Raw genomic sequence first — 19,004 nt, 5'->3', positions numbered from 1 at the left:
TGCGGACCTGTCCACGCAGCCATAAAGTGACTGGCATGTTCGAAGCCCATTTCCAGACGTTCGAAGAACCCGAAGGCGGCGTGGCGCTGACGGCGCGATTGGCCGCGTTCCGTGAGGAATTGGCGCGGCGGAAGCTGACCGGATTCGTCATTCCCCGTGCCGACCAGCAGCAGAATGAATATGTTGCACCGTCCGAGGAGCGGCTGGCGTGGCTGACCGGCTTCACCGGATCGGCGGGGCTTGCGATCGTGCTGATGCAGCAAGCCGCCTTGTTCGTGGACGGGCGCTACACGCTGCAGGCGGGCAAGCAGGTCGACCAGAAGGCCTGGCAAATCCAGCCGCTGGTCGATCCGCCGCCGGAACACTGGCTGACGAAACATCTTTCCGCCGGCGACCGCCTAGGATTTGACCCGTGGCTGCACACTTCTGCGGCAGCCGAGCGTCTCGCCGCGGCGTGCGCCAAAGCCGGAGCCGAGTTGGTTGCGGTCGACAGCAATCCCGTCGACGCGATCTGGACCGAGCGCCCGCGCCCGCCGCTCGGGCCGGTCTCCATCCACGGGCTGCCATTTGCCGGCGAGGCGGAGGCTGCAAAGGTCGAGCGGATCAGGGACGAGATCAACAAGCTCGGCGTCGATGCGCTGGTGCTGTCGGACAGCCACGCGGTGGCCTGGACGTTCAATATCCGCGGCGCCGACGTCTCGCATACGCCGCTGCCGCTCTCCTATGCGCTGGTGCCGAGAGAGGGCCGGCCGACGGTGTTCATCGATCACCGAAAACTTTCGAATCTGACGCGGGACCATCTCGAGCAATCCGCCGATGTCGAGGAGCCGGACCGGCTGACGTTGAAGCTGACGGAACTCGCGCAGCGCGGTGGCTCGATCGCGCTCGACAATGCGACCGCCGCCGACGCACTGAATCGCCTGATCACCGCTGCCGGCGGCAAGCCGGTGCGCGGCAACGATCCGGTGAGCCTGTTGAAAGCCGTGAAGAACGCCGCGGAGATCCGGGGCACGCGAACTGCGCATCAGCGCGACGCGGTGGCGCTGGCGCGATTCCTGGCCTGGATCGACCGCGAGGCGCCCGCCGGCGGGCTTACCGAGATCGACACCGTCGAGGCGCTGGAGACGTTCCGCCGCGATACCGGGGCGCTGAAGGATGTCTCATTCCCGACCATCGCCGGCACCGGGCCGAATGGCGCCATCGTGCACTACCGCGTCACCCGCAAGAGCAACCGCCGGATCGCACCCGGCGATCTGCTCTTGATCGATTCCGGCGCGCAATACGAGGACGGCACCACCGATGTCACCCGCACCATCGCGATCGGCCAGCCGACAGACGAGATGCGCGACCGGTTCACCCGGGTGCTGCGCGGCCATATCGCGATTGCGCGCGCGGTGTTCCCCGACGGCACCACGGGCGCGCAGCTCGACACGCTGGCGCGGCAATATCTCTGGCAGGCCGGCATCGATTTCGAGCACGGCACCGGCCATGGCGTCGGCAGCTATCTTTCCGTGCATGAGGGGCCGGCGCGAATCTCAAAGCTCGGCACCACGCCGCTGAAGCGCGGCATGATCCTCTCCAACGAGCCCGGCTACTACAAGACCGATGCTTACGGCATCCGGATCGAGAACCTCGAGCTCGTGATCGGCATCGAAATATCAGGCGCCGAAAAGCCGATGAACGGATTCGACACGCTGACGCTGGCACCGATCGATCGCCGGCTGATCGACGTGACGATGCTTAGCGAGGCCGAGCTGAAGTGGCTCAACGACTACCATGCCCGCGTCAGGGCCGAGGTGCGCCCGCGGCTCGACGATGACGCCACGAAGCTGTGGCTCGATGAGGCGACGGCGGCGCTGAAGTAGTTGCTGTCATTCCGGGGCGCGTCGAAGACGCGAACCCGGAATCTCGAGATTCTCAGGTGCGCAAGTGCGCACCATAGTTCGATGCTTCGCATCGCCCCGGAATGACTCCGTGTTTTCTCGGCCTCCCGGAATCGGCATAGCCGCATGCCGAAACATCCGTATTCGCATCTGCGCATCTCGTTACATTCGCCGCCATGAAAGGATGCGAAGCTGAATGCATGGCGTGATGGGCAAGCCGCCCGACGCGGCAACGAAGGACATCGCGACATCGAAGCTCATGCTGCTGTTGCTCGTCGCCATGACGGGCGTGGCGCCGATCTCGCTCTATATGCTGGTGCCGGCGCTGCCGGTGCTGGCGACGACGTTCGGCCGCGACATCTCGATCGCGCAGATGACGGTGTCGCTGTTCATGGTCGGCATCGCCTGCTCGCAGCTCATCATGGGGCCGCTGTCGGACAAGTTCGGACGGCGGCCGGTGCTGCTGGCCGGCCTCGGCCTGATGGTGGTGGCTGGTATCGGCAGCATTTTTGCGGAAACCCTGCCGCAACTGATCGCGGCTCGCTTCTTCCAGGCGCTCGGCGGCGCCAGCGGCATGGTGGTGAGCCGCGCCATCATCCGCGATCTCTATAGCCGCGACCGCGTCGGCGCCATGATCAGCCTGGTGATCGCCGTGATGATGATCGCGCAGATGCTGAGCCCGCTCACCGGCGGCCTGCTCGAGACCGCGTTCGGCTGGCGCGCGATCTTCTATGCCATCACCGCCGGCTCGCTCGCGGTGGCCGTCGGAATCGCGCTGGCGCTGCCGGAGACGCGCCGCGTCCGCAGCGAAGACAGCAACTTCCGCCGCGATGTCGGCAGCCTGATCAGGAGCCGCGCCTTCATCGGCTACGTGCTGTGCCAGGTGCTGGCCTCGCAGATCATCTTCACCTTCGCCGGCGGCGGACCCTACATCGTGGTCACCCAGATGGGACGCAGCAGCGCCGAATATGGCGCGTGGTTCGCGACCACGGGCTTTGCCTATCTGGTCGGCAATCTGCTCTGCGTGCGCTTCGCACCGCGCCATTCGCTGGAACGGCTGATCTGGTTCGGGCTCGCGCTGCAACTCGGCGGCAGCCTGTTGAACCTCGTCTTGAGCCTTACCGGGGTCAACCAGGCCCCGCTCTGGCTGTTCGGCACCCAGATGATCGTGATGGCCGGCAACGCCTTCGTGATGGCGAACTCGGCGGCCGGTGCGATCAGCGTCCGCCCCGAAGCCGCCGGCACCGCCTCCGGCGCGATGGGATTCCTGCAGCAGGGCATCGGCTCGCTGGTGTCGCAGTTCGGCGCCTATCTCGGCGGCCACTCCACCACCACGCTGCCGCTGACGACCGCCATCCTCATCATCTCGGTCGCATGTGCCTCGAGCATGATCTTCCTGGTGCCGAAGCGGAACACGGTGGTGAGCGGGGAGATGATCGAGCAGGCGGAAGAGGACGAGGCGGGGATGATGTAGCTGTTGACCTCCAGCGCTGCAACAAACTCGTCATGCCCCGGCTTGTCCCGGGCATCCACGCAGCACAGATGCCCGAGACGAAAGACGTGGATGGCCGGGACAAGCCCGGCCATGACGGAGGAATGGGCTCACTCCCCGATCAGCTTCAGCCACTCGTCCTCGGTCAGCACGGCCACGCCGTGCTTCTGCGCTTCGGCGAGCTTCGATCCTGCACCGGGACCTGCAACCACATAGTCCGTCTTCTTCGACACTGAACTGGCCGCCTTCGCGCCCAGTCGCTCGGCGGTCGCCTTGGCCTCGTCGCGCGTCATCTTCTCCAGCGAGCCGGTGAACACGACGGTCTTGCCGGCGATCGCTGAATTGCTCTTTGGCTTTTCGGTATCGATGATCTCGTCGAGCTCCTTGACCAGACGCTCGACGATGCCGCGGTTGTGGCTCTCGCCAAAATAGGCGGCAACGCTCTTGATCACGGTGTCGCCGATCTGGTCGAGCGCATCCATCTCGGCAATCGCCTCCTCGTCACCCTTGGCGACGCGCAGGCAGGCATCGTGGAACGCCTCCCACGAGCCATAGCCGCGCGCGAGCGCCAGCGCCGTGGTCTCGCCGACATGGCGCATGCCGAGCGCGTAGATGAAGCGTTCGAGCGCGATCCGGCGCCGGTGCTCGATCGCGGCGAACAGGTTGCGCACCGAGGTCTCGCCGTACCCCTCGATCGCCTCGAGCTTGAGCTTCTGGTTGCGCTTGGGCAGCGTGAAGATGTCGGCGGGCTCCCGCACCCATTCCTTCTCGAAGAAAAATTCGAGCTGCTTCTCGCCGAGGCCGTCGATGTCGAAGGCGCGGCGCGAAACGAACAGCTTCAGGTGCTCGATCTTCTGGAACGGACAGGCGAACTCGCCGGTGCAGCGGGCGCGCGCGCCCTCCTCGCCCGTCGCGGTCTCCTCGCGCACGACGTCAGTATGCAGCGGGCACGGGCACTTCTTCGGGAAATGAAACTCTTTGGCGTTCTTCGGCCGCTTGTCGATGACGACATCCACCACCTGCGGGATCACGTCCCCGGCGCGCTGGACCACGACGGTGTCGCCGATCCGGATATCGCGCCCTTCGCGAAGCTGCTCGCCGTGACCGCCGATGCCCTTGATGTAATCCTCGTTGTGCAGCGTGACGTTCTGCACGATGACGCCGCCGACGCCGACCGGCTCGAGCTTGCCGACCGGCGTGAACGAGCCGGTGCGCCCGACCTGGATCTCGATATCGCGCAGCACGGTCATCGCGCGCTCAGCCGGGAATTTATGCGCGATCGCCCAGCGCGGCGTGCGTGACACGAAGCCGAGCCGCTCCTGCCAGTCGATCCGGTCGACCTTGTAGACAACGCCGTCGATATCGTAGTCGAGCTCGGCGCGCTGCTCCTCGATCTTGCGATGGAATGCGAGCAGCTCGTCGACGGAGTGGCAGAGCTTGGTCAGCGGATTGGTCTTGAAGCCGCAGCGCTCGAACCAATGGATCATGCCGCTCTGCGTGTCCTCCGGCATCGCGCTCATCTGGCCCCAGGCATAGGCGAAGAAGCCGAGCGGCCGCGAGGCGGTGATGGTCGGATCCTTCTGACGCAGCGAGCCCGCGGCCGAATTGCGCGGATTGGCGAAGACGGTGTCGCCGGCAGCCTTCTGGCGTTCGTTGAGCGCGAGGAAGGCCCTCTTGGTCATGTAGACCTCGCCGCGCACCTCGCAGATGTCAGGCACGTTGCGGCCTTTCAGCTTTTGCGGGACATCCTCCAGCGTTCGGATGTTGGCGGTGACGTCCTCGCCCTCGGCGCCATCGCCGCGAGTCGCGGCGGTGACGAGCTCGCCGCCCTCATAGCGCAGCGACATCGACAATCCGTCGATCTTCGGCTCGGCGGAGAAATCGATCTTGTCGTCACTGAGCCTGAGGAAGCGCACGATGCGGTCGACGAAGTCGCGCAGGTCGCCTTCGGCAAAGGCGTTGTCGAGGGAGAGCATCGGCAACGAATGCCGCACCTTCTTGAATCGTCCCGACGGCGCAGCGCCGACCTTCTGCGACGGCGAATCAGGGGTGACGAAGTCGGGAAAGCGCTTCTCGATCGCGTTGTAGCGCTGACGCAGCGCGTCGTATTCGGCGTCGGTGACGGTCGGCGCGTCTTCCTGGTAATAGCGCCGGTCATGCGCCTCCAGTTCGAGCGCGAGCCGCGTATGCTCGACCTTGGCCTGCGCCTTGGTGAGCTTGTCGACGTCGGGGAGTGCGCGCGCTTTTGCTGCCTTGGCCATGGCGCACGATCACGCGGTTGCCGCGCGCAACAGGCGCTCCGCCGCCGCCCTCGCCTCGGCGGTGATCTCGGCGCCGGCGAGCATGCGGGCGATTTCCTCGCGGCGGTGGTCGGCGGCAAGCGCGTTGACGCGGGTGGCGACGCGCTTGCCCTTGTCGAGCGCGTCCTTGGAAATCAGCAAGTGCTGGCTGGCACGGGCTGCGACCTGCGGCGCATGCGTCACCGCCATCACCTGCACCTTGTCGGCGAGCCGCGACAGCCGCGCGCCGATCGCGTCCGCCACAGCGCCGCCAACGCCGGTGTCGATCTCGTCGAACACCAGCGTCGGCGCCGAGCCGCGGTCGGACAGCACGACCTTCAGCGCCAGCAAAAAGCGCGACAGCTCGCCGCCGGAAGCGACCTTCATCAGCGGCCCCGGTTTTGTCCCCGGATTGGTCTGAACCCAGAACTCGACGCGATCGATGCCTTCCGGCCCGGGCGAGGCCGCGTCGGTCTCGACCTGGGTCATGAATTTCGCGCGCTCGAGCTTCAGCGGCGCCAGTTCGGCGTTGACGGCCTTATTGAGCTTTTCGGCGGATTTGGTCCGCGCCGCCGACAATCTTGTTGCCGCAGCGCCGTAGCGCTTGTCGGCTTCCGCTGCCGCGGCTTCGAGCTTCTTCAACTGGTCGGCTCCGGCATCGATCAGCGCGACGTCGGCGGCATATTTGCTGGCGAGCGCGGCCAGTCCATCGACCGGGGTCGCATATTTGCGCGAAGCGGCGCGCAGCGCGAACAGGCGCTCCTCGATGCGCTCGAGCTCGGCCGGATCGAAATCAGCGGCCGCAAGCGCAGCGTTGAGGTGCTGGTCGGCCTCTTCGAGCGCGTTGATGGCGGTATCGATTGCCTTCACCGCGGGCTCCACCAGCGCCGGCGAGCTGGCAGCGCGGCGCTCCAGGCGGCGCACGGCGGCCGACAGCGCGGCCACCGGCGAATGCGGGCCCGAGATCGCCTCCTGCGCCTCCCGCAGGTCGGTGGCGATCTTCTCGCCCTGCATCATGGTGGTGCGGCGGCCCGCGAGCTCGGTCTCCTCGCCGTCCTTCGGCGCCAGCGTCTTCAGTTCCTGCGAGGCGTGGCGCAGATAATCGGCCTCGCGCGCGGCGCGTTCCATGCCGGCGCGATGCTCCTCCAGCGCGGCGTTGGCGCTGCGCCGTGCCTCCCACAGCGACTCCAGCGCCGCCACGTCCTTCTCGAGCCCGGCAAAGGCGTCAAGCAGCCGCCGATGGGTCGAGGCATCGACCAGGGCGCGCTCGTCATGCTGGCCGTGGATTTCGACCAGTGCGGCGCCCACTGCCTTCAGGGTCTGCACGGAGATCGCCTGGTCGTTGATGAAGGCGCGGGTGCGGCCGTCGGCGAGCTGCACGCGGCGCAGGATCATCTCGCCGTTGTCGTCGAGCCCGTTATCGGCCAGCAGCTTTGCCGCCGGGTGATTTTTGGGCACGTCGAAGGTCGCCGTCACCTGCCCCTGCTCGGCGCCGTGCCGCACCAGCCCGGCATCGCCGCGGCCGCCGAGGGCCAGCGCGAACGCATCGAGCAGGATCGATTTGCCCGCGCCGGTTTCGCCGGTCAGCACCGCAAGGCCGCGGGAGAATTCGATATCGAGCCGTTCGATCAGGACGATGTCACGGATCGACAGACGCGCCAGCATGTGAGAACTATTCCAGGCCTATAATATCTTCTTGAAGGTCCTGCTGATCCAGGAACCCTGATTCTCGCTCGGCTCGAGACCGCCGGACCTTACTAGATTATAGGCGTCCTTGTACCAGCGGCTGTCAGGAAAATTGTGCCCAAGCACGGCGGCTGCGGTCTGGGCCTCGCTCGGGATGCCGATCGCCATATAGGCCTCGGTGAGCCGCGCCAAGGCCTCCTCGACATGCCGGGTGGTCTGATACTGCGTAACCACGGTCTTGAAGCGGTTGATTGCGGCGGTGAAGTCGCGCCGCTCCATGTAGTAGCGGCCGACATTCATCTCGCGGCCGGCGAGCTGGTCGCGCGCGCCTTCGAGCTTGGCCTTGGCGGAGGTCGCATATTCCGAGGTCGGATATTTGCGAATCACCTCTTCCAGAGCCGCGATCGCCTTTTCGGTCCGGGTCTGGTCGCGGGTGATGTCCGGGATCTGGTCGTAATGCGAGGCTGCGATCAGGTATTGCGCGTAGGCAGCATCCGGACTGCCGGGATGCAAGGTGACGTAACGTGTCGCCGAGCCGATGCAGGTATCGTAGTCGCCTTGCTGGTAGGAGGAGTAGGCCGACATCAAGAGCGATTTGCGCGCCCAATCGGAATAGGGATGCTGCCGGTCCACCTCCTCGAACTTCTTCGAGGCCGCACGAGGATCCTTGCGCTGGTTCATCAGGTACAAGCCCTCATTGTAGAGCTTGTCCGCGGGCTCCTCGACGAAGGTGTCGTCCTTGGCCAGGAACTTGTCCCACAGCGGACCGGTACCGCAACCACCCAACGGCAGCGCCAGCACGATCAGGCCCGCGGCCAGCCGCAACAATGACGCCCATCCGGCGCGGCCGGCCGATGAGGTGCATGATTCGTGCGTGCTACGCGATAACGGCATGAATGTGAGAACCCGGCGCCTTGGAAGCGATTGATGGCGATCTGTCCACGAACGAGGCCATGGACGGAAATTTTCCCCGCGCCTGTGCTGCCCCGTGCAACCGCAGGCCTGTCTAGCCGAAAAACGACCTTGGACCAACCGAATACGGAGCCAATCCGCCCGGATTAAGGCGGCCCCAAGACGGTCGTGATCGGCTGTGGTTACTACGGAAATTGCAGAAAAACGCTAATGGAAAGCGTGTTTAGGACACGTCCGGGCCGTAGGCCGGCGCGATCAGGCCGCCGACGGTGGCACTGCCGGCTTCGGCGACGGTGCGCGAACGACGTGCGGTCTCCGATTCGACCACCCGCCAGGCGCTGCGATCGGAAAGCAGCGCGGTCAGCGCCGCGTGGTTCAGCTTGTGACCACCGCGAACCGAGCGATAGGCGCCGAGGATCGGGAGGCCGGCCAGCGCGAGATCGCCGACCACATCCAGCACCTTGTGGCGGACGCATTCATCACGGAACCGCAGACCTTCGGTGTTGAGCAGACGAGTCTCGTCGAACACCACCGAGTTTTCGAAGGAGGCGCCAAGCGCGAAACCTGCGCTCCACAGCCGCGCCACGTCGTTCATGCAGCCGAAGGTGCGGGCACGCGAAATCTCGCGACGGAAGCTCTCGGCGGAAAGATCGAAGCAGTAGCTCTGGCGGCCGATCAAGGGATTGGCGAAGTCGATCTCGACTTCAGCGCGGAAGCCGCCGGCAAAGGGACGGAACTCACCGAAGCAGTCGCCGATCGCGACCTGCACCGGCTTCAGGACCTGGAGAACGCGGCGGGCGGCGGATTGGGTGACGATACCAGCCTGATCGACCGCGGCGACAAAGGCCGCAGCGCTGCCGTCCATGATCGGCACTTCCGGACCGTCGATTTCGATGGTGGCGTTGTCGACCCCCATGCCGCGCAGCGTAGCCAGCACATGTTCGGCGGTCGATACCAGCGGTCCCTCGCGGTCGCCCAGGACGGTCGCGAATTCAGTCGCGATCACGGCGTCGGCGGTGGCGTGAACTTCGCGGTCGGCCCCGTCGAGACCCGTCCGGATAAAAGTGTAGCCGGTGTCAACGGGAGCAGGTCCAATGGTCAGGCTGACCGGTAAACCGGAGTGAACGCCGACGCCCGTCACGGTGGCCTGCGACCGAAGCGTTGTTTGACGGCTCAATTTCATCCGATATGCGCCCACTACCCGACGTAACCTAAGACGAGGCGGCCTTACTTCCCCAACCGACTCGCTTAGGCATCCCCAAAGTTGGACAGACCATAGTCACCGCCCGAAAGCGTACAACTCACGCTTCTTTACCGATTGTTACCCCATCTCCGCCGCAATCGCGCCAAGGCTTAACCAAATTGCGGAGCGGCCGGACACCCTTTCGGTACCATGACCAAGTCATGGAATACCTGATTAATCATTTAATTTCAGTTACTTGTTTGCCGGTCTACGACTGCGGAGACGGTAAAAGAAAAGAGCCCCGGCGGGTTCCGCCGGGGCTCTGTGGATGGTCAGGACTGTAACAAAGCTCAGTTTGCCTGCCGGCGCAGGAAGGCCGGGATATCAAGATGATCGTCTCCCTGTGGCGTCGGCGCAACAGGTGCCGGCCGTCCATGGGCATCCAATCCTTGGGGCGCCGGACGCTTCGCATACTCTGATACCGGATCGTGCGCCGCCATTTGCTGCGCCACGCTGCGTTGCGGCTTGCGCTCGGGCAGCGGCGGCATGGCCGGTCCGGAGGCGCGGGCCGCCACCGGCGGTTCGCTCTCCTCCTCCCGGCGGCCGAGGCCGACATTGGCGAGCCGCTGCAACAGCGACAGCCGGGTCTTCTGCGGATGCTCCTCCTCGGCCTCGCCGCGAGCGTGGCGAATCTCGGCCTGGGCCGGCATCGGCAGATCCTCGAACTTCGGCATCCGCGGCGTGCGCACCGGCGGCCGCTCGGCGGTCGGCGGGATGAAGGTTTCCGGCGTCGCCGGCTCATGGTGCTCGACCTTGGTCGCTTCCGGATCAGGGAACAGAGTCGGCTTCTGCGCGATCGGACGGACGGTGACGTCGCCATAGGACGCCGGCTGCATCGGCGCGGCCTGCTGTTCCGGCGACACGGCGGCGGCGATGGCGGCGAGCGCGGCACGCTCGACGCTGCCCTGCTGGCGCAGCGGCGGCGGGGCGGCAGGCGCCGGCGCGGCGGGCGCAGCCATCGGGGCGCCGCCGGCTTCCAGCTTATGGGCACGCTCGGCCAGGCGCTGGTTGTCGGCGCGCAGCCGCGCGGTCAGGTCGGCGAGCCGGCTCTCGGGCGAACCGTTGCCGGTCGGCGCAGGCGCAGCGGGGGCCGCGGCGGCGGCGTTGCGGGCGATCGCGGCCTGCTCGATGCCGGTCGCAACCACGGAGACGCGGATGATGCCGTCGAGCGTCTCGTCGAAGGTGGCGCCGACGATGATGTTGGCGTCGGGGTCGACCTCCTCGCGGATGCGGGTGGCGGCCTCGTCAACTTCGAACAAAGTGAGATCCTTGCCGCCGGTGATCGAGATCAGGAGGCCCCTGGCACCCTTCATCGAGGAGTCGTCGATCAGCGGATTGGCAATCGCGGCCTCGGCGGCGGTAAGCGCGCGCTTCTCACCGGTCGCCTCGCCCGTGCCCATCATCGCCTTGCCCATCTCGCGCATCACGGCGCGGACGTCGGCGAAGTCGAGGTTGATCAGGCCTTCCTTGACCATCAGGTCGGTGATGCAGGCAACGCCCGAGTAGAGCACCTGGTCGGCCATCGCAAAAGCGTCGGCGAAGGTGGTCTTCTCGTTGGCGACCCGGAACAGGTTCTGGTTCGGGATGATCAGCAGCGTGTCGACCACCTTGTGCAGCTCGGAGATGCCGTTCTCGGCGGTGCGCATGCGGCGCTGGCCTTCGAAGTGGAACGGCTTGGTCACCACGCCGACGGTGAGGATGCCCATCTCGCGCGCGGTCTTGGCGATCACGGGAGCAGCGCCGGTGCCGGTGCCGCCGCCCATGCCGGCGGTGACGAACACCATGTTGGCGCCGGTGAGGTGATCACGGAGCTCGTCAATGACCTCCTGCGCGGCGGCCGCGCCGACATCCGGCTGCGAGCCGGCACCGAGGCCCTGGGTCACCTGCGTGCCCATCTGGATGATGCGCTGCGCCTTCGACATGGTCAGCGCCTGCGCGTCTGTATTGGCGACGACGAAATCAACGCCCTGCAGCCCGGCGGTGATCATGTTGTTGACGGCGTTGCCGCCAGCGCCACCGACGCCGAAGACGGTGATCCGCGGTTTCAGCTCGCTGATGTCAGGAGGGGTCAGATTGAGTGCCATGGTTGCCTCTCGATTACGCGCGCGCGTAGGTTCGCCCCGGCCTGCGGCCGCGGGAGCTGGTGAAAATCCTGTGGGCCTTATGAGTGGTCATCAGAAGCCCTCGCGAAGCCATCGTCCGACCTTTCCGAAATAACCGTCAGTCCCTGTCTTGAGCTGCCGCGTGTGCCGCGGTTCAACATGTTCGAGGTGAGCGTATTGCGGATAGACCAGAAGCCCGGTGGGCACCGCGAACGACGGCCCCTTGGCCTCGTTGGGCAGACGGCCGAAGCCGAGCGGACGGCCGATCCGCACCGGCCGATTGAGAATGCGGGTGGCGAGCTCGATCATGCCGGTGAGCTGCGCGGCGCCGCCGCTGAGCACGACCCGCGCCCTCGGCTCTGCCGCAAACGGGGAGGCCTTGAGCCGGTCCCGGACCATCTCAAAAATCTCCTCGGCGCGATGCCGCACGATGTTCGCAATCGTGGCGCGGGAGACGATTTGCGGCGTATCGCGTTCGTCGCCGGCGGTCGGGACCGACATCAGCTCGCGCGCATCCGAGCCGCCAGTCAGCACGGTGCCATATAAGGTCTTGATTCGCTCGGCATCCGCAATGCACGCGCCGATGCCACGCGCGAGATCCATCGTGATGTGCTGCCCGCCGAGCGCAAATCCCGACGCATGCACGAAGCGTCCGCCCGAATAGGTCGCGATCGTGGTCGAGCCGGCGCCCATCTCGACCACGGCGGCGCCGAGATCGGCTTCGTCATCGGTGAGCACCGAGAGGCCGGCGACATAGGAGCTTGCCGCCATCGCCTCGACATTGAGGTGGCAACGCTCGACCACGAGCATCAGGTTCTTGGCGACGGTGGCGTCGGCCGTGACCACGTTCATGTCGACGCCGAACTGGCGCGCCACCATGCCGCGCGGATCGCGGATTCCCTTGACGCCGTCGAGCGCATAGCCGACCGGCAGCGCGTGCAGCACGGTCCGCCCATGGGCGGTCGCGTGGATCATGCCGGCTGTGGTGACACGGCTGATGTCGGCTTCCGTCACCGAGCCGCCGCGAATGTCGGCAGCAGCCTCGACGAGCTGACCCGCAGGCCGGCCGCCGGCGACCGGCAGCAGCACGGATTCGACCCGGACCTTGGCCATGCGCTCGGCCAGCGCCACCGCATGGCGCACCGCCTTTTCGCATTCGGCGAGATCGACCACCGCGCCGGCCTTGACGCCGCGCGACTGGATCTGGCTGTAGCCGATCAATTCCACCGCATGGGTGCGGCCGCGCAGGGCTTCGCTCGGCGGCGACGGCTTCAGCCGCGCGATCATGCAGGCGATCTTGCTGGTGCCGATATCGAGCGAAGCCACAAGCGCGGTGCGCTTGTGGGCCATCGGGCGTGTCTTCGGCGTCAGATTGCGATCGAGGACGGTCATGCGTCACCGCCCTTCTTCTTGGACTTCTTGTCCTTGAACAGCTCCTCGCGCGCCTTTGCCGCGTCCTCGGACAGTTGCACCGTCAACCGATCAGGCAGGCGCATGTCGACGGCGACGATGTCGCGCGAGAATAGCCGGTCTTCCTTGTCGAGCTTGGAGAGCGCGGCGAGCGCATTGCCGACGTCGTTCTCGGGCAGGCGGATGTCGAGGCCATCCTTGAGCCGCAGGTTCCAGCGCCGTTCGCCGACGAAGATCGCGGCCTTGGTCACCGAGCGCACCTGCGGATAGCGATCGAGCAGCGCCAGGAAATCCTTGGCCCTGGTCTCGGCCCCCTTGCCGACCACGAGCGGCAACGTGAGGAAGCGGCGCGACACGTAGGGCTCGAGGACCGCGCCATCATCCGCGACCACGGACAGGCGCCCATCCTGCTGCCACAGCGCGAACGCCTTGCGCTCGACGATGTCGATCTGGAGCTGGCCCGGATAAAGCTTCAGGATCGTCGCGTCGGCGATCCAGGGATTGGCCTTCAGCCGATCACGCACGGTCGCGGCATCCAGGAACAACAGCGAGGAGCGGCCATTGACGCCGCCGATCGCCAGCACCTCGTCCTGGCTCAACTGCTTGCGGCCGTTGATGGCCACGGTGGTGATTCGGAAGCCTGCCGAGTTGGCGAGCGCGTTGCGCGCATCCGAAAGTCCCGTGACGAATTCGTCGACATGGCCGCCCTTGACGATGCCGAGGCCGGCGCTGCCGAGCAGGATGAAGACGGTGGCGGCAAGACCGACGCGGCGCGGCAGATAGCGCTCGATGAGAAGGATGAAGCGGCTGGGCGGATCGCGATCGATCACGGGCGGGGCGCGGCGGGCACGACGACTGGCACGACGGCGGGCAAAATACTCGCGCAGCAGCACCGCCGCTCCAATAGCGGCTGCTTTCAGGTCAGCTTCGGGCCTCAGCGATCGCAGTGATCGAGTGAGGCGGCCTGCACCATCCATTGCACGAGCTCGTCAAACTTTGTGCCCGCAACACGTTTGCGGGTCCTGGCGCACACAACGTCTCGGTGATGCCGGCCTGGGTGTCGAAGCCAGTAAGAAAGGCCCCCCGTCCCTCGTTACGCGTGTCGAAGTGAAAGTTCCCGCGACAGCTCACGCCCGGCAGCCAAGCGCTACATGCGCCGCCGGCGTTAACCTTCGGACTTCCTGGTAAACAAAAGGTAAAAGCGGTTAACGCAGAACAGGTTTTGATGAGCAATGTGCGTACTTTGCCACGCAATCCTTAGGATTTTAGCAATCCCGGGGCCGATTCGGGATGGAACCCGGTTCCCGACGCTTCTACACGCTCCCCCGTCATTCCGGGGCGATGCGAAGCATCGAGCCCGGAATCCATTTCGCCAGTAGCGCTGCGGCCCGATGGATTCCGGGTTCGCGCTTCGCGCGCCCCGGAATGACGGACGGAGGGATGGCGCTAACTAACCCACCCTAACCGCCCGCCGCTTGGCCAATTCGATCTGTTCGTGCAGGAAATCGACGAATTCGATGCCCTGCGCCTTGAGCGCCTTCGGGTAGAGCGAGGCCTTGGTCAGCCCAGGCAGCGTATTGGTCTCCAGATAGATCGGCCCCTTGGCGGAGACGATGAAGTCGGTGCGGGAATAGCCGCTGCAGGACAGCGCCCGGTGGGCGCGGAGCGCGAGGTCCATGATCGCGGCGCTGATATCAGGCGAAAAGCGCCCGGGGCAGATCTCCTGGGTCGATTTGAGCAGGTATTTTGCGGTGTAGTCGAACGCGCCCTCCGCCGGCACGATCTCGATCGGCGGCAGCGAGAAGATTGCGCCGTCGGAGCGCTCCAGCACGCCGCAGGTTGCCTCCACGCCCGCAACGAACGGCTCGATCAGATAGTCCTCCGTCCTGGCGGCGTTGCGGACGGCAACGATGTCCTGCTTCGCATTGACGAAGATCAGGCCGTAGCTCGATCCGTCGCGCGCAGGCTTGGCGATCAGCCTGCCATATTCGGCGAAGGCAGCGTCAATCTCGTCCAGCGCGATGCAGCCCGGCGCCGGCACGCCCGCAATCGCCGCGAATCGCTTCGCCGCGACCTTGTCGAAGGCAAGATGCGAGGACGCCGAACCCGAACCGGTGAAGGGGATGCCGCGCATCTCGCACATCGCCTGCAATTCGCCGTTCTCGGCGCTCCCGCCGTGCAGGCCAAGCACCAGCACGCGATCCTCGCGGGCAGCCTGGTCAAGCGCTTGCGCGAGCGGGACGCCGCGGGTGCCGGGCCTGAACTCGTCCTGGAAGGGCCTCGCATGTTCGAGAAGCTGCTCGGACCGCACGACATGGACATTGTCGGCCACGTCCCAGAACCAGAGATCGGCTTCCGGCAAAGCCTGGTGCAGTGCCTGCGCGCTTGCCACCGAGACAAGGCGTTCCTTGTTGCTGCCGCCGAAGAGAATGGTCGTTCGCATCAGCTTCGCTCGATTCCGATTCGCTTGATTTCCCAGTGTAGCTCGATTCCCGACGTCTCTTTCACCCGCTGCCGCACGGTTTCGCCGAGCGTTTCGATATCGTGTCCGGTGGCATTGCCGGTGTTAATGAGGAAATTGCAGTGCATCGCCGAGACCTGGGCGCCGCCGACGCGCAGGCCGCGGCAACCGGCGGCATCGATCAATTTCCAGGCGCTGTTGCCCGGCGGGTTCTTGAACGTCGAGCCGCCCGTCTTCTCGCGAATCGGCTGCGCGGTCTCGCGGTGGGTCTGCACCTCGTTCATGCGCGCGCGGATCGCCTCGGGCGCGGTGATCCTGCCGCGAAAGCGCGCGGAGGTGAAGATGATCGAGGGATCGACGCCGCTGCTCCGGTAGACGAATTTCATGTCGGCATTGGTGAAGACATGCCTAGTGCCGTCGCGGCCAATGCCGGTGGCGTCCAGCAGCACATCCTTGGTCTCGCCGCCGTTGGCACCCGCATTCATGCGCAGCGCACCGCCGACAGTGCCGGGGATGCCGAAGAAGAACTCCATGCCGCCGATATTTGCAGCCGCCGCCGTCTCGGCCACGCGCTTGTCGAGCGCAGCAGTGCCGGCGCTGACGATGTCGCCTTCGGCCCTGGTCTCGCCGAATGCGCGCGGCGCGAGGCGGATCACGACGCCCGGCATCCCGCCGTCGCGCACGATCAGGTTCGAGCCGACGCCGACGACATAAACCGGCAAATCCTGCGGCAGGCGCGCCAGGAAATAAGCGAGGTCGTCCTCGTCCGCCGGCGTGAACAGCACCTGCGCCGGTCCGCCGACGCGAAACCACGTCAGTTCCGCCAGCGACTGGTTCGCCAAGAGGCGCCCGCGCAAGTCCGGCATCGCGGCTTTCAGTTCGAGGGTGATGTCGGGGAAACCGGCCACGCTAGCCCAGCGCCTTCAATTCGCCGGGCAATGCGTAAGCCCATTGCGTGATGTTGCCGGCGCCGAGGCACACGACGAGATCGCCGGGCCTCGCAAGGCCGCGAACGATCTTCGCAAGCTCGCCGGCATTCGGCAGCGGGATCACATCGCGATGGCCGTGCGCGCGCAGGCCGAGCACGAAATGATCGCGGTCGATGCCCGGGATCGGCGCCTCGCCGGCCGGATAGACCTCGGCGACGACAACCGCGTCGGCATCGTTGAAGCAGGTGCAGAATTCCTCGAACAGCGACTGCAGGCGGGTGAAACGATGCGGCTGCACCACGGCGATGATCTTTCCGCTGTAGGACTCGCGCGCAGCTTTCAGCACCGCGGCGATCTCGACGGGATGGTGACCGTAATCGTCGATCACGATGACGCCGTTCCACTCGCCGGTCCGGGTGAAGCGCCGCTTCACGCCGCCGAAGCCAGCGATGGCCTTGCGGATCGCTTCGTCGGAAATGCCGAGCTCATGCGCGACCGCGATCGCCGCGGTGACGTTCGACGCATTGTGGCGACCCGGCATCGGCAGCACGATGTCCGATATCTCGTGCGTCACGTCGGTCTTGCGGTTGCGGAAGGCGACCTTGAACTTGGAGCCGCCGGGTATCGGCTGCAGGTCGACCAGTCGCGCATCGGCCTGCGGATTCTCACCATAGGTGATGATGCGGCGATCCTCGATGCGGCCGACGATCGTCTGCACCACGGGATGGTCGATGCACATCACCGCAAAGCCATAGAACGGCACGTTCTCGACGAAGGCGCGGAATGCGTCCTGCACCGCCTCGAAGGTCCCGAAGTGATCGAGATGCTCGGGGTCGACATTGGTGACGATGGCGACGTCCGTCGGCAGCTTCAGGAACGTGCCGTCGCTTTCGTCGGCTTCCACCACCATCCAGTCGCCGGCGCCGAGCCGCGCATTGGTGCCGTAGGCATTGATGATGCCGCCATTGATCACGGTCGGATCGAAATCGCCGGCATCGAGCAAGGCTGCAACCATTGAGGTGGTCGTGGTCTTGCCATGGGTGCCGGCGATCGCAACGCAGCTCTTCAGCCGCATCAATTCGGCGAGCATCTCGGCGCGGCGCACCACCGGAATGCGCTGCGCCCGGGCGGCCATCAATTCCGGATTATCGCGCTTGATCGCGGTCGAGACCACGACGACGTCGGCGCCGTTGACGTTCTCGGCCTTGTGGCCGACCGAAACCTTGACGCCCTTCTCGCGCAACCGCGCGACATTGCCGCTCTCGGAAGCATCAGAGCCCTGCACGGTGTAGCCGAGATTGCAGAGCACCTCGGCAATCCCGCTCATGCCGATGCCGCCGATCCCGATGAAGTGGATAGGTCCGATCTCGCGCGGCAGTCTCATGAGACAATCCTTCGATATTCTGCGCAGCCCGAGAGATTCAAATCGGCTCTGCAAATTACTGGATGCCCCGCTTTCGCGGGGCATGACAAGGGCAATTTCTGCAGAATCGCCTAAATTCCAGCCACTTTCACCACCAGATCGGCGAGTCGCTCCGCCGCGTCGAGCCGACCGGCGCCGCGCGCGGCGGACGCCATTGCCGTCAATTTCGCGGGTTCGCCCGCCAAAGCAGAGATTTCGGCCGCCACCCGATCCGGGGTGAACTCGGCCTGTGGAATCCGCAATGCGCCGCCGGCCTGCGACAGCACGCCGGCATTGGCGAACTGGTCCTGGTCGATCGCGCCGGGCAGCGGCACCAGGATCGAGGGCCGGCCGATCGCGGCGAGTTCGGCGACGGTGCCGGCACCGGAGCGCGAGATCACGAGATGGCTGGCGGCTAACCTTGCCGGCAGGTCGGTGAAGAACGGCGCGAGCTCGACATTGATCTTGAGGCGGTCATAGACCGCACGCACCCGCGCCATGTCCTCCTCCCGCACCTGCTGCGTGAGGATCAGGCGGCTCCACAGCGCCGGCTCGAGCTTTTCGATCGCACCGGGCACGATGTCGCTCATCACCCGCGCACCCTGGCTGCCGCCGACCACAAGCAGGCGCAGCGGGCCGTTCGGTTCCGGCGAGGCAAACGGTACCGCGGCGGCTGCGAGGACGGTGGGCCGCATCGGCGTGCCGACGGTGGTGGTCTTAGCGGCCAGTGCCGGATCGCGGTCGAGCACGCCGGGCAGCGATGTCGCGATCGCATTGACGCGGCTGGAGAGGAAGCGATTGGCGCGGCCGAGCACCGCGTTGGCGTCATGGATAATGCCGGGCACGCCGAGCAGGCGCGCGGCGAGCAGCGGCGGCACCGTGGGATAGCCGCCGAAGCCGACGACCGCGGCCGGCTTCAATCGGCGCACCAGATTGGCGGCAACCACGATGCCATAGCCCAGCGTGAACGCGGTGCGGGCGAGCGAGATCGGATTGCGTCCGCGCACCGTCTCGCTCGGCACCACATCGATATTGTCCTTGGAGAACAGTCCGCTGTAGCGCAGCGCGCGTGCGTCGGTCGCGAGCCGCACGCGCAGGCCACGTCTGTTCAGTTCCACGCCGAGCGCCTCGGCGGGGAACAAATGGCCGCCGGTGCCACCGGCCGCAAGCAGGATGAGGGGCGCGTTGTCCATATCGGAGCTTCT

At 65.9% G+C, this 19,004-nt stretch carries 13 protein-coding genes; 2 read left to right on the top strand and 11 right to left on the bottom strand.

Annotated elements, in window-relative coordinates; translation table 11 throughout:
• The first annotated feature begins 35 nt into the window (after positions 1 to 35).
• Together AC5ZG5_RS14770 and AC5ZG5_RS14765 are read left to right on the top strand one after the other, a co-directional pair.
• Positions 36 to 1,865, top strand: a complete 1,830-nt coding sequence (locus tag AC5ZG5_RS14770) for an aminopeptidase P family protein (protein ID WP_456642451.1) — start codon at positions 36 to 38, stop codon at positions 1,863 to 1,865.
• Positions 1,866 to 2,079: 214 nt separating this feature from the next.
• Positions 2,080 to 3,357 (top strand): multidrug effflux MFS transporter, encoded by a 1,278-nt coding sequence (locus AC5ZG5_RS14765; protein WP_456642450.1) that lies wholly within the window; start codon positions 2,080 to 2,082, stop codon positions 3,355 to 3,357.
• Positions 3,358 to 3,485: 128 nt separating this feature from the next.
• On the opposite strand, the gene ligA is transcribed toward AC5ZG5_RS14765, so the two are convergent.
• From ligA to murG, 11 genes are all read right to left on the bottom strand, one after another.
• Positions 3,486 to 5,636: an NAD-dependent DNA ligase LigA gene (gene ligA, locus AC5ZG5_RS14760; RefSeq protein ID WP_456642449.1), complete on the bottom strand. Its 2,151-nt coding sequence runs from the start codon at positions 5,634 to 5,636 to the stop codon at positions 3,486 to 3,488.
• 9 nt (positions 5,637 to 5,645) lie between these two features.
• Positions 5,646 to 7,319, bottom strand: a complete 1,674-nt coding sequence (recN, locus tag AC5ZG5_RS14755; RefSeq protein WP_456642448.1) for a DNA repair protein RecN — start codon at positions 7,317 to 7,319, stop codon at positions 5,646 to 5,648.
• An 18-nt stretch (positions 7,320 to 7,337) separates the two neighbouring features.
• On the bottom strand, positions 7,338 to 8,234 hold the full coding sequence (locus tag AC5ZG5_RS14750; RefSeq protein ID WP_028167491.1) for an outer membrane protein assembly factor BamD: 897 nt from the start codon (positions 8,232 to 8,234) through the stop codon (positions 7,338 to 7,340).
• A 241-nt stretch (positions 8,235 to 8,475) separates the two neighbouring features.
• Complete coding sequence (lpxC, locus tag AC5ZG5_RS14745) at positions 8,476 to 9,435, bottom strand: UDP-3-O-acyl-N-acetylglucosamine deacetylase (RefSeq protein ID WP_456642447.1); 960 nt, start codon at positions 9,433 to 9,435, stop codon at positions 8,476 to 8,478.
• Positions 9,436 to 9,785: 350 nt separating this feature from the next.
• Positions 9,786 to 11,579 (bottom strand): cell division protein FtsZ, encoded by a 1,794-nt coding sequence (ftsZ, locus tag AC5ZG5_RS14740; protein WP_028167493.1) that lies wholly within the window; start codon positions 11,577 to 11,579, stop codon positions 9,786 to 9,788.
• Positions 11,580 to 11,669: 90 nt separating this feature from the next.
• Positions 11,670 to 12,989 carry a cell division protein FtsA gene (gene ftsA / locus AC5ZG5_RS14735; protein WP_028167494.1) on the bottom strand — a complete coding sequence of 440 codons (1,320 nt, stop codon included), beginning with the start codon at positions 12,987 to 12,989 and terminating at the stop codon, positions 11,670 to 11,672.
• Positions 12,986 to 13,984, bottom strand: coding sequence for a cell division protein FtsQ/DivIB (locus AC5ZG5_RS14730; protein ID WP_028167495.1), 999 nt, complete (start codon positions 13,982 to 13,984; stop codon positions 12,986 to 12,988). Before AC5ZG5_RS14730 ends, ftsA begins: the two co-directional genes overlap by 4 nt.
• A gap of 473 nt (positions 13,985 to 14,457) precedes the next feature.
• Positions 14,458 to 15,450: a D-alanine--D-alanine ligase family protein gene (locus AC5ZG5_RS14725; protein WP_456642446.1), complete on the bottom strand. Its 993-nt coding sequence runs from the start codon at positions 15,448 to 15,450 to the stop codon at positions 14,458 to 14,460.
• Positions 15,450 to 16,334 (bottom strand): UDP-N-acetylmuramate dehydrogenase, encoded by an 885-nt coding sequence (murB, locus tag AC5ZG5_RS14720; RefSeq protein ID WP_456642509.1) that lies wholly within the window; start codon positions 16,332 to 16,334, stop codon positions 15,450 to 15,452. Before murB ends, AC5ZG5_RS14725 begins: the two co-directional genes overlap by 1 nt.
• Positions 16,335 to 16,377: 43 nt before the next feature.
• Positions 16,378 to 17,781 (bottom strand): UDP-N-acetylmuramate--L-alanine ligase, encoded by a 1,404-nt coding sequence (gene murC / locus AC5ZG5_RS14715; RefSeq protein WP_028167498.1) that lies wholly within the window; start codon positions 17,779 to 17,781, stop codon positions 16,378 to 16,380.
• Positions 17,782 to 17,891: 110 nt separating this feature from the next.
• Positions 17,892 to 18,992, bottom strand: a complete 1,101-nt coding sequence (murG, locus tag AC5ZG5_RS14710; RefSeq protein ID WP_456642445.1) for an undecaprenyldiphospho-muramoylpentapeptide beta-N-acetylglucosaminyltransferase — start codon at positions 18,990 to 18,992, stop codon at positions 17,892 to 17,894.
• Positions 18,993 to 19,004: the final 12 nt, after the last annotated feature.

It is taken from the genome of Bradyrhizobium sp. Ses1 (assembly GCF_059512365.1).
This window is presented reverse-complemented; position numbering and strand designations above follow the sequence as displayed.

Bases quoted from the DNA above. Each gene is read 5' to 3' on its own strand.
- AC5ZG5_RS14770 (WP_456642451.1), top strand. From the start codon at position 36: ATGTTCGAAGCCCATTTCCAGACGTTCGAAGAACCCGAAGGCGGCGTG.
- AC5ZG5_RS14765 (WP_456642450.1), top strand. From the start codon at position 2,080: ATGCATGGCGTGATGGGCAAGCCGCCCGACGCGGCAACGAAGGACATC.
- ligA (WP_456642449.1), bottom strand. From the start codon at position 5,636: ATGGCCAAGGCAGCAAAAGCGCGCGCACTCCCCGACGTCGACAAGCTC.
- recN (WP_456642448.1), bottom strand. From the start codon at position 7,319: ATGCTGGCGCGTCTGTCGATCCGTGACATCGTCCTGATCGAACGGCTC.
- AC5ZG5_RS14750 (WP_028167491.1), bottom strand. From the start codon at position 8,234: ATGCCGTTATCGCGTAGCACGCACGAATCATGCACCTCATCGGCCGGC.
- lpxC (WP_456642447.1), bottom strand. From the start codon at position 9,435: ATGAAATTGAGCCGTCAAACAACGCTTCGGTCGCAGGCCACCGTGACG.
- ftsZ (WP_028167493.1), bottom strand. From the start codon at position 11,579: ATGGCACTCAATCTGACCCCTCCTGACATCAGCGAGCTGAAACCGCGG.
- ftsA (WP_028167494.1), bottom strand. From the start codon at position 12,989: ATGACCGTCCTCGATCGCAATCTGACGCCGAAGACACGCCCGATGGCC.
- AC5ZG5_RS14730 (WP_028167495.1), bottom strand. From the start codon at position 13,984: ATGGATGGTGCAGGCCGCCTCACTCGATCACTGCGATCGCTGAGGCCC.
- AC5ZG5_RS14725 (WP_456642446.1), bottom strand. From the start codon at position 15,450: ATGCGAACGACCATTCTCTTCGGCGGCAGCAACAAGGAACGCCTTGTC.
- murB (WP_456642509.1), bottom strand. From the start codon at position 16,334: ATGCCGGACTTGCGCGGGCGCCTCTTGGCGAACCAGTCGCTGGCGGAA.
- murC (WP_028167498.1), bottom strand. From the start codon at position 17,781: ATGAGACTGCCGCGCGAGATCGGACCTATCCACTTCATCGGGATCGGC.
- murG (WP_456642445.1), bottom strand. From the start codon at position 18,992: ATGGACAACGCGCCCCTCATCCTGCTTGCGGCCGGTGGCACCGGCGGC.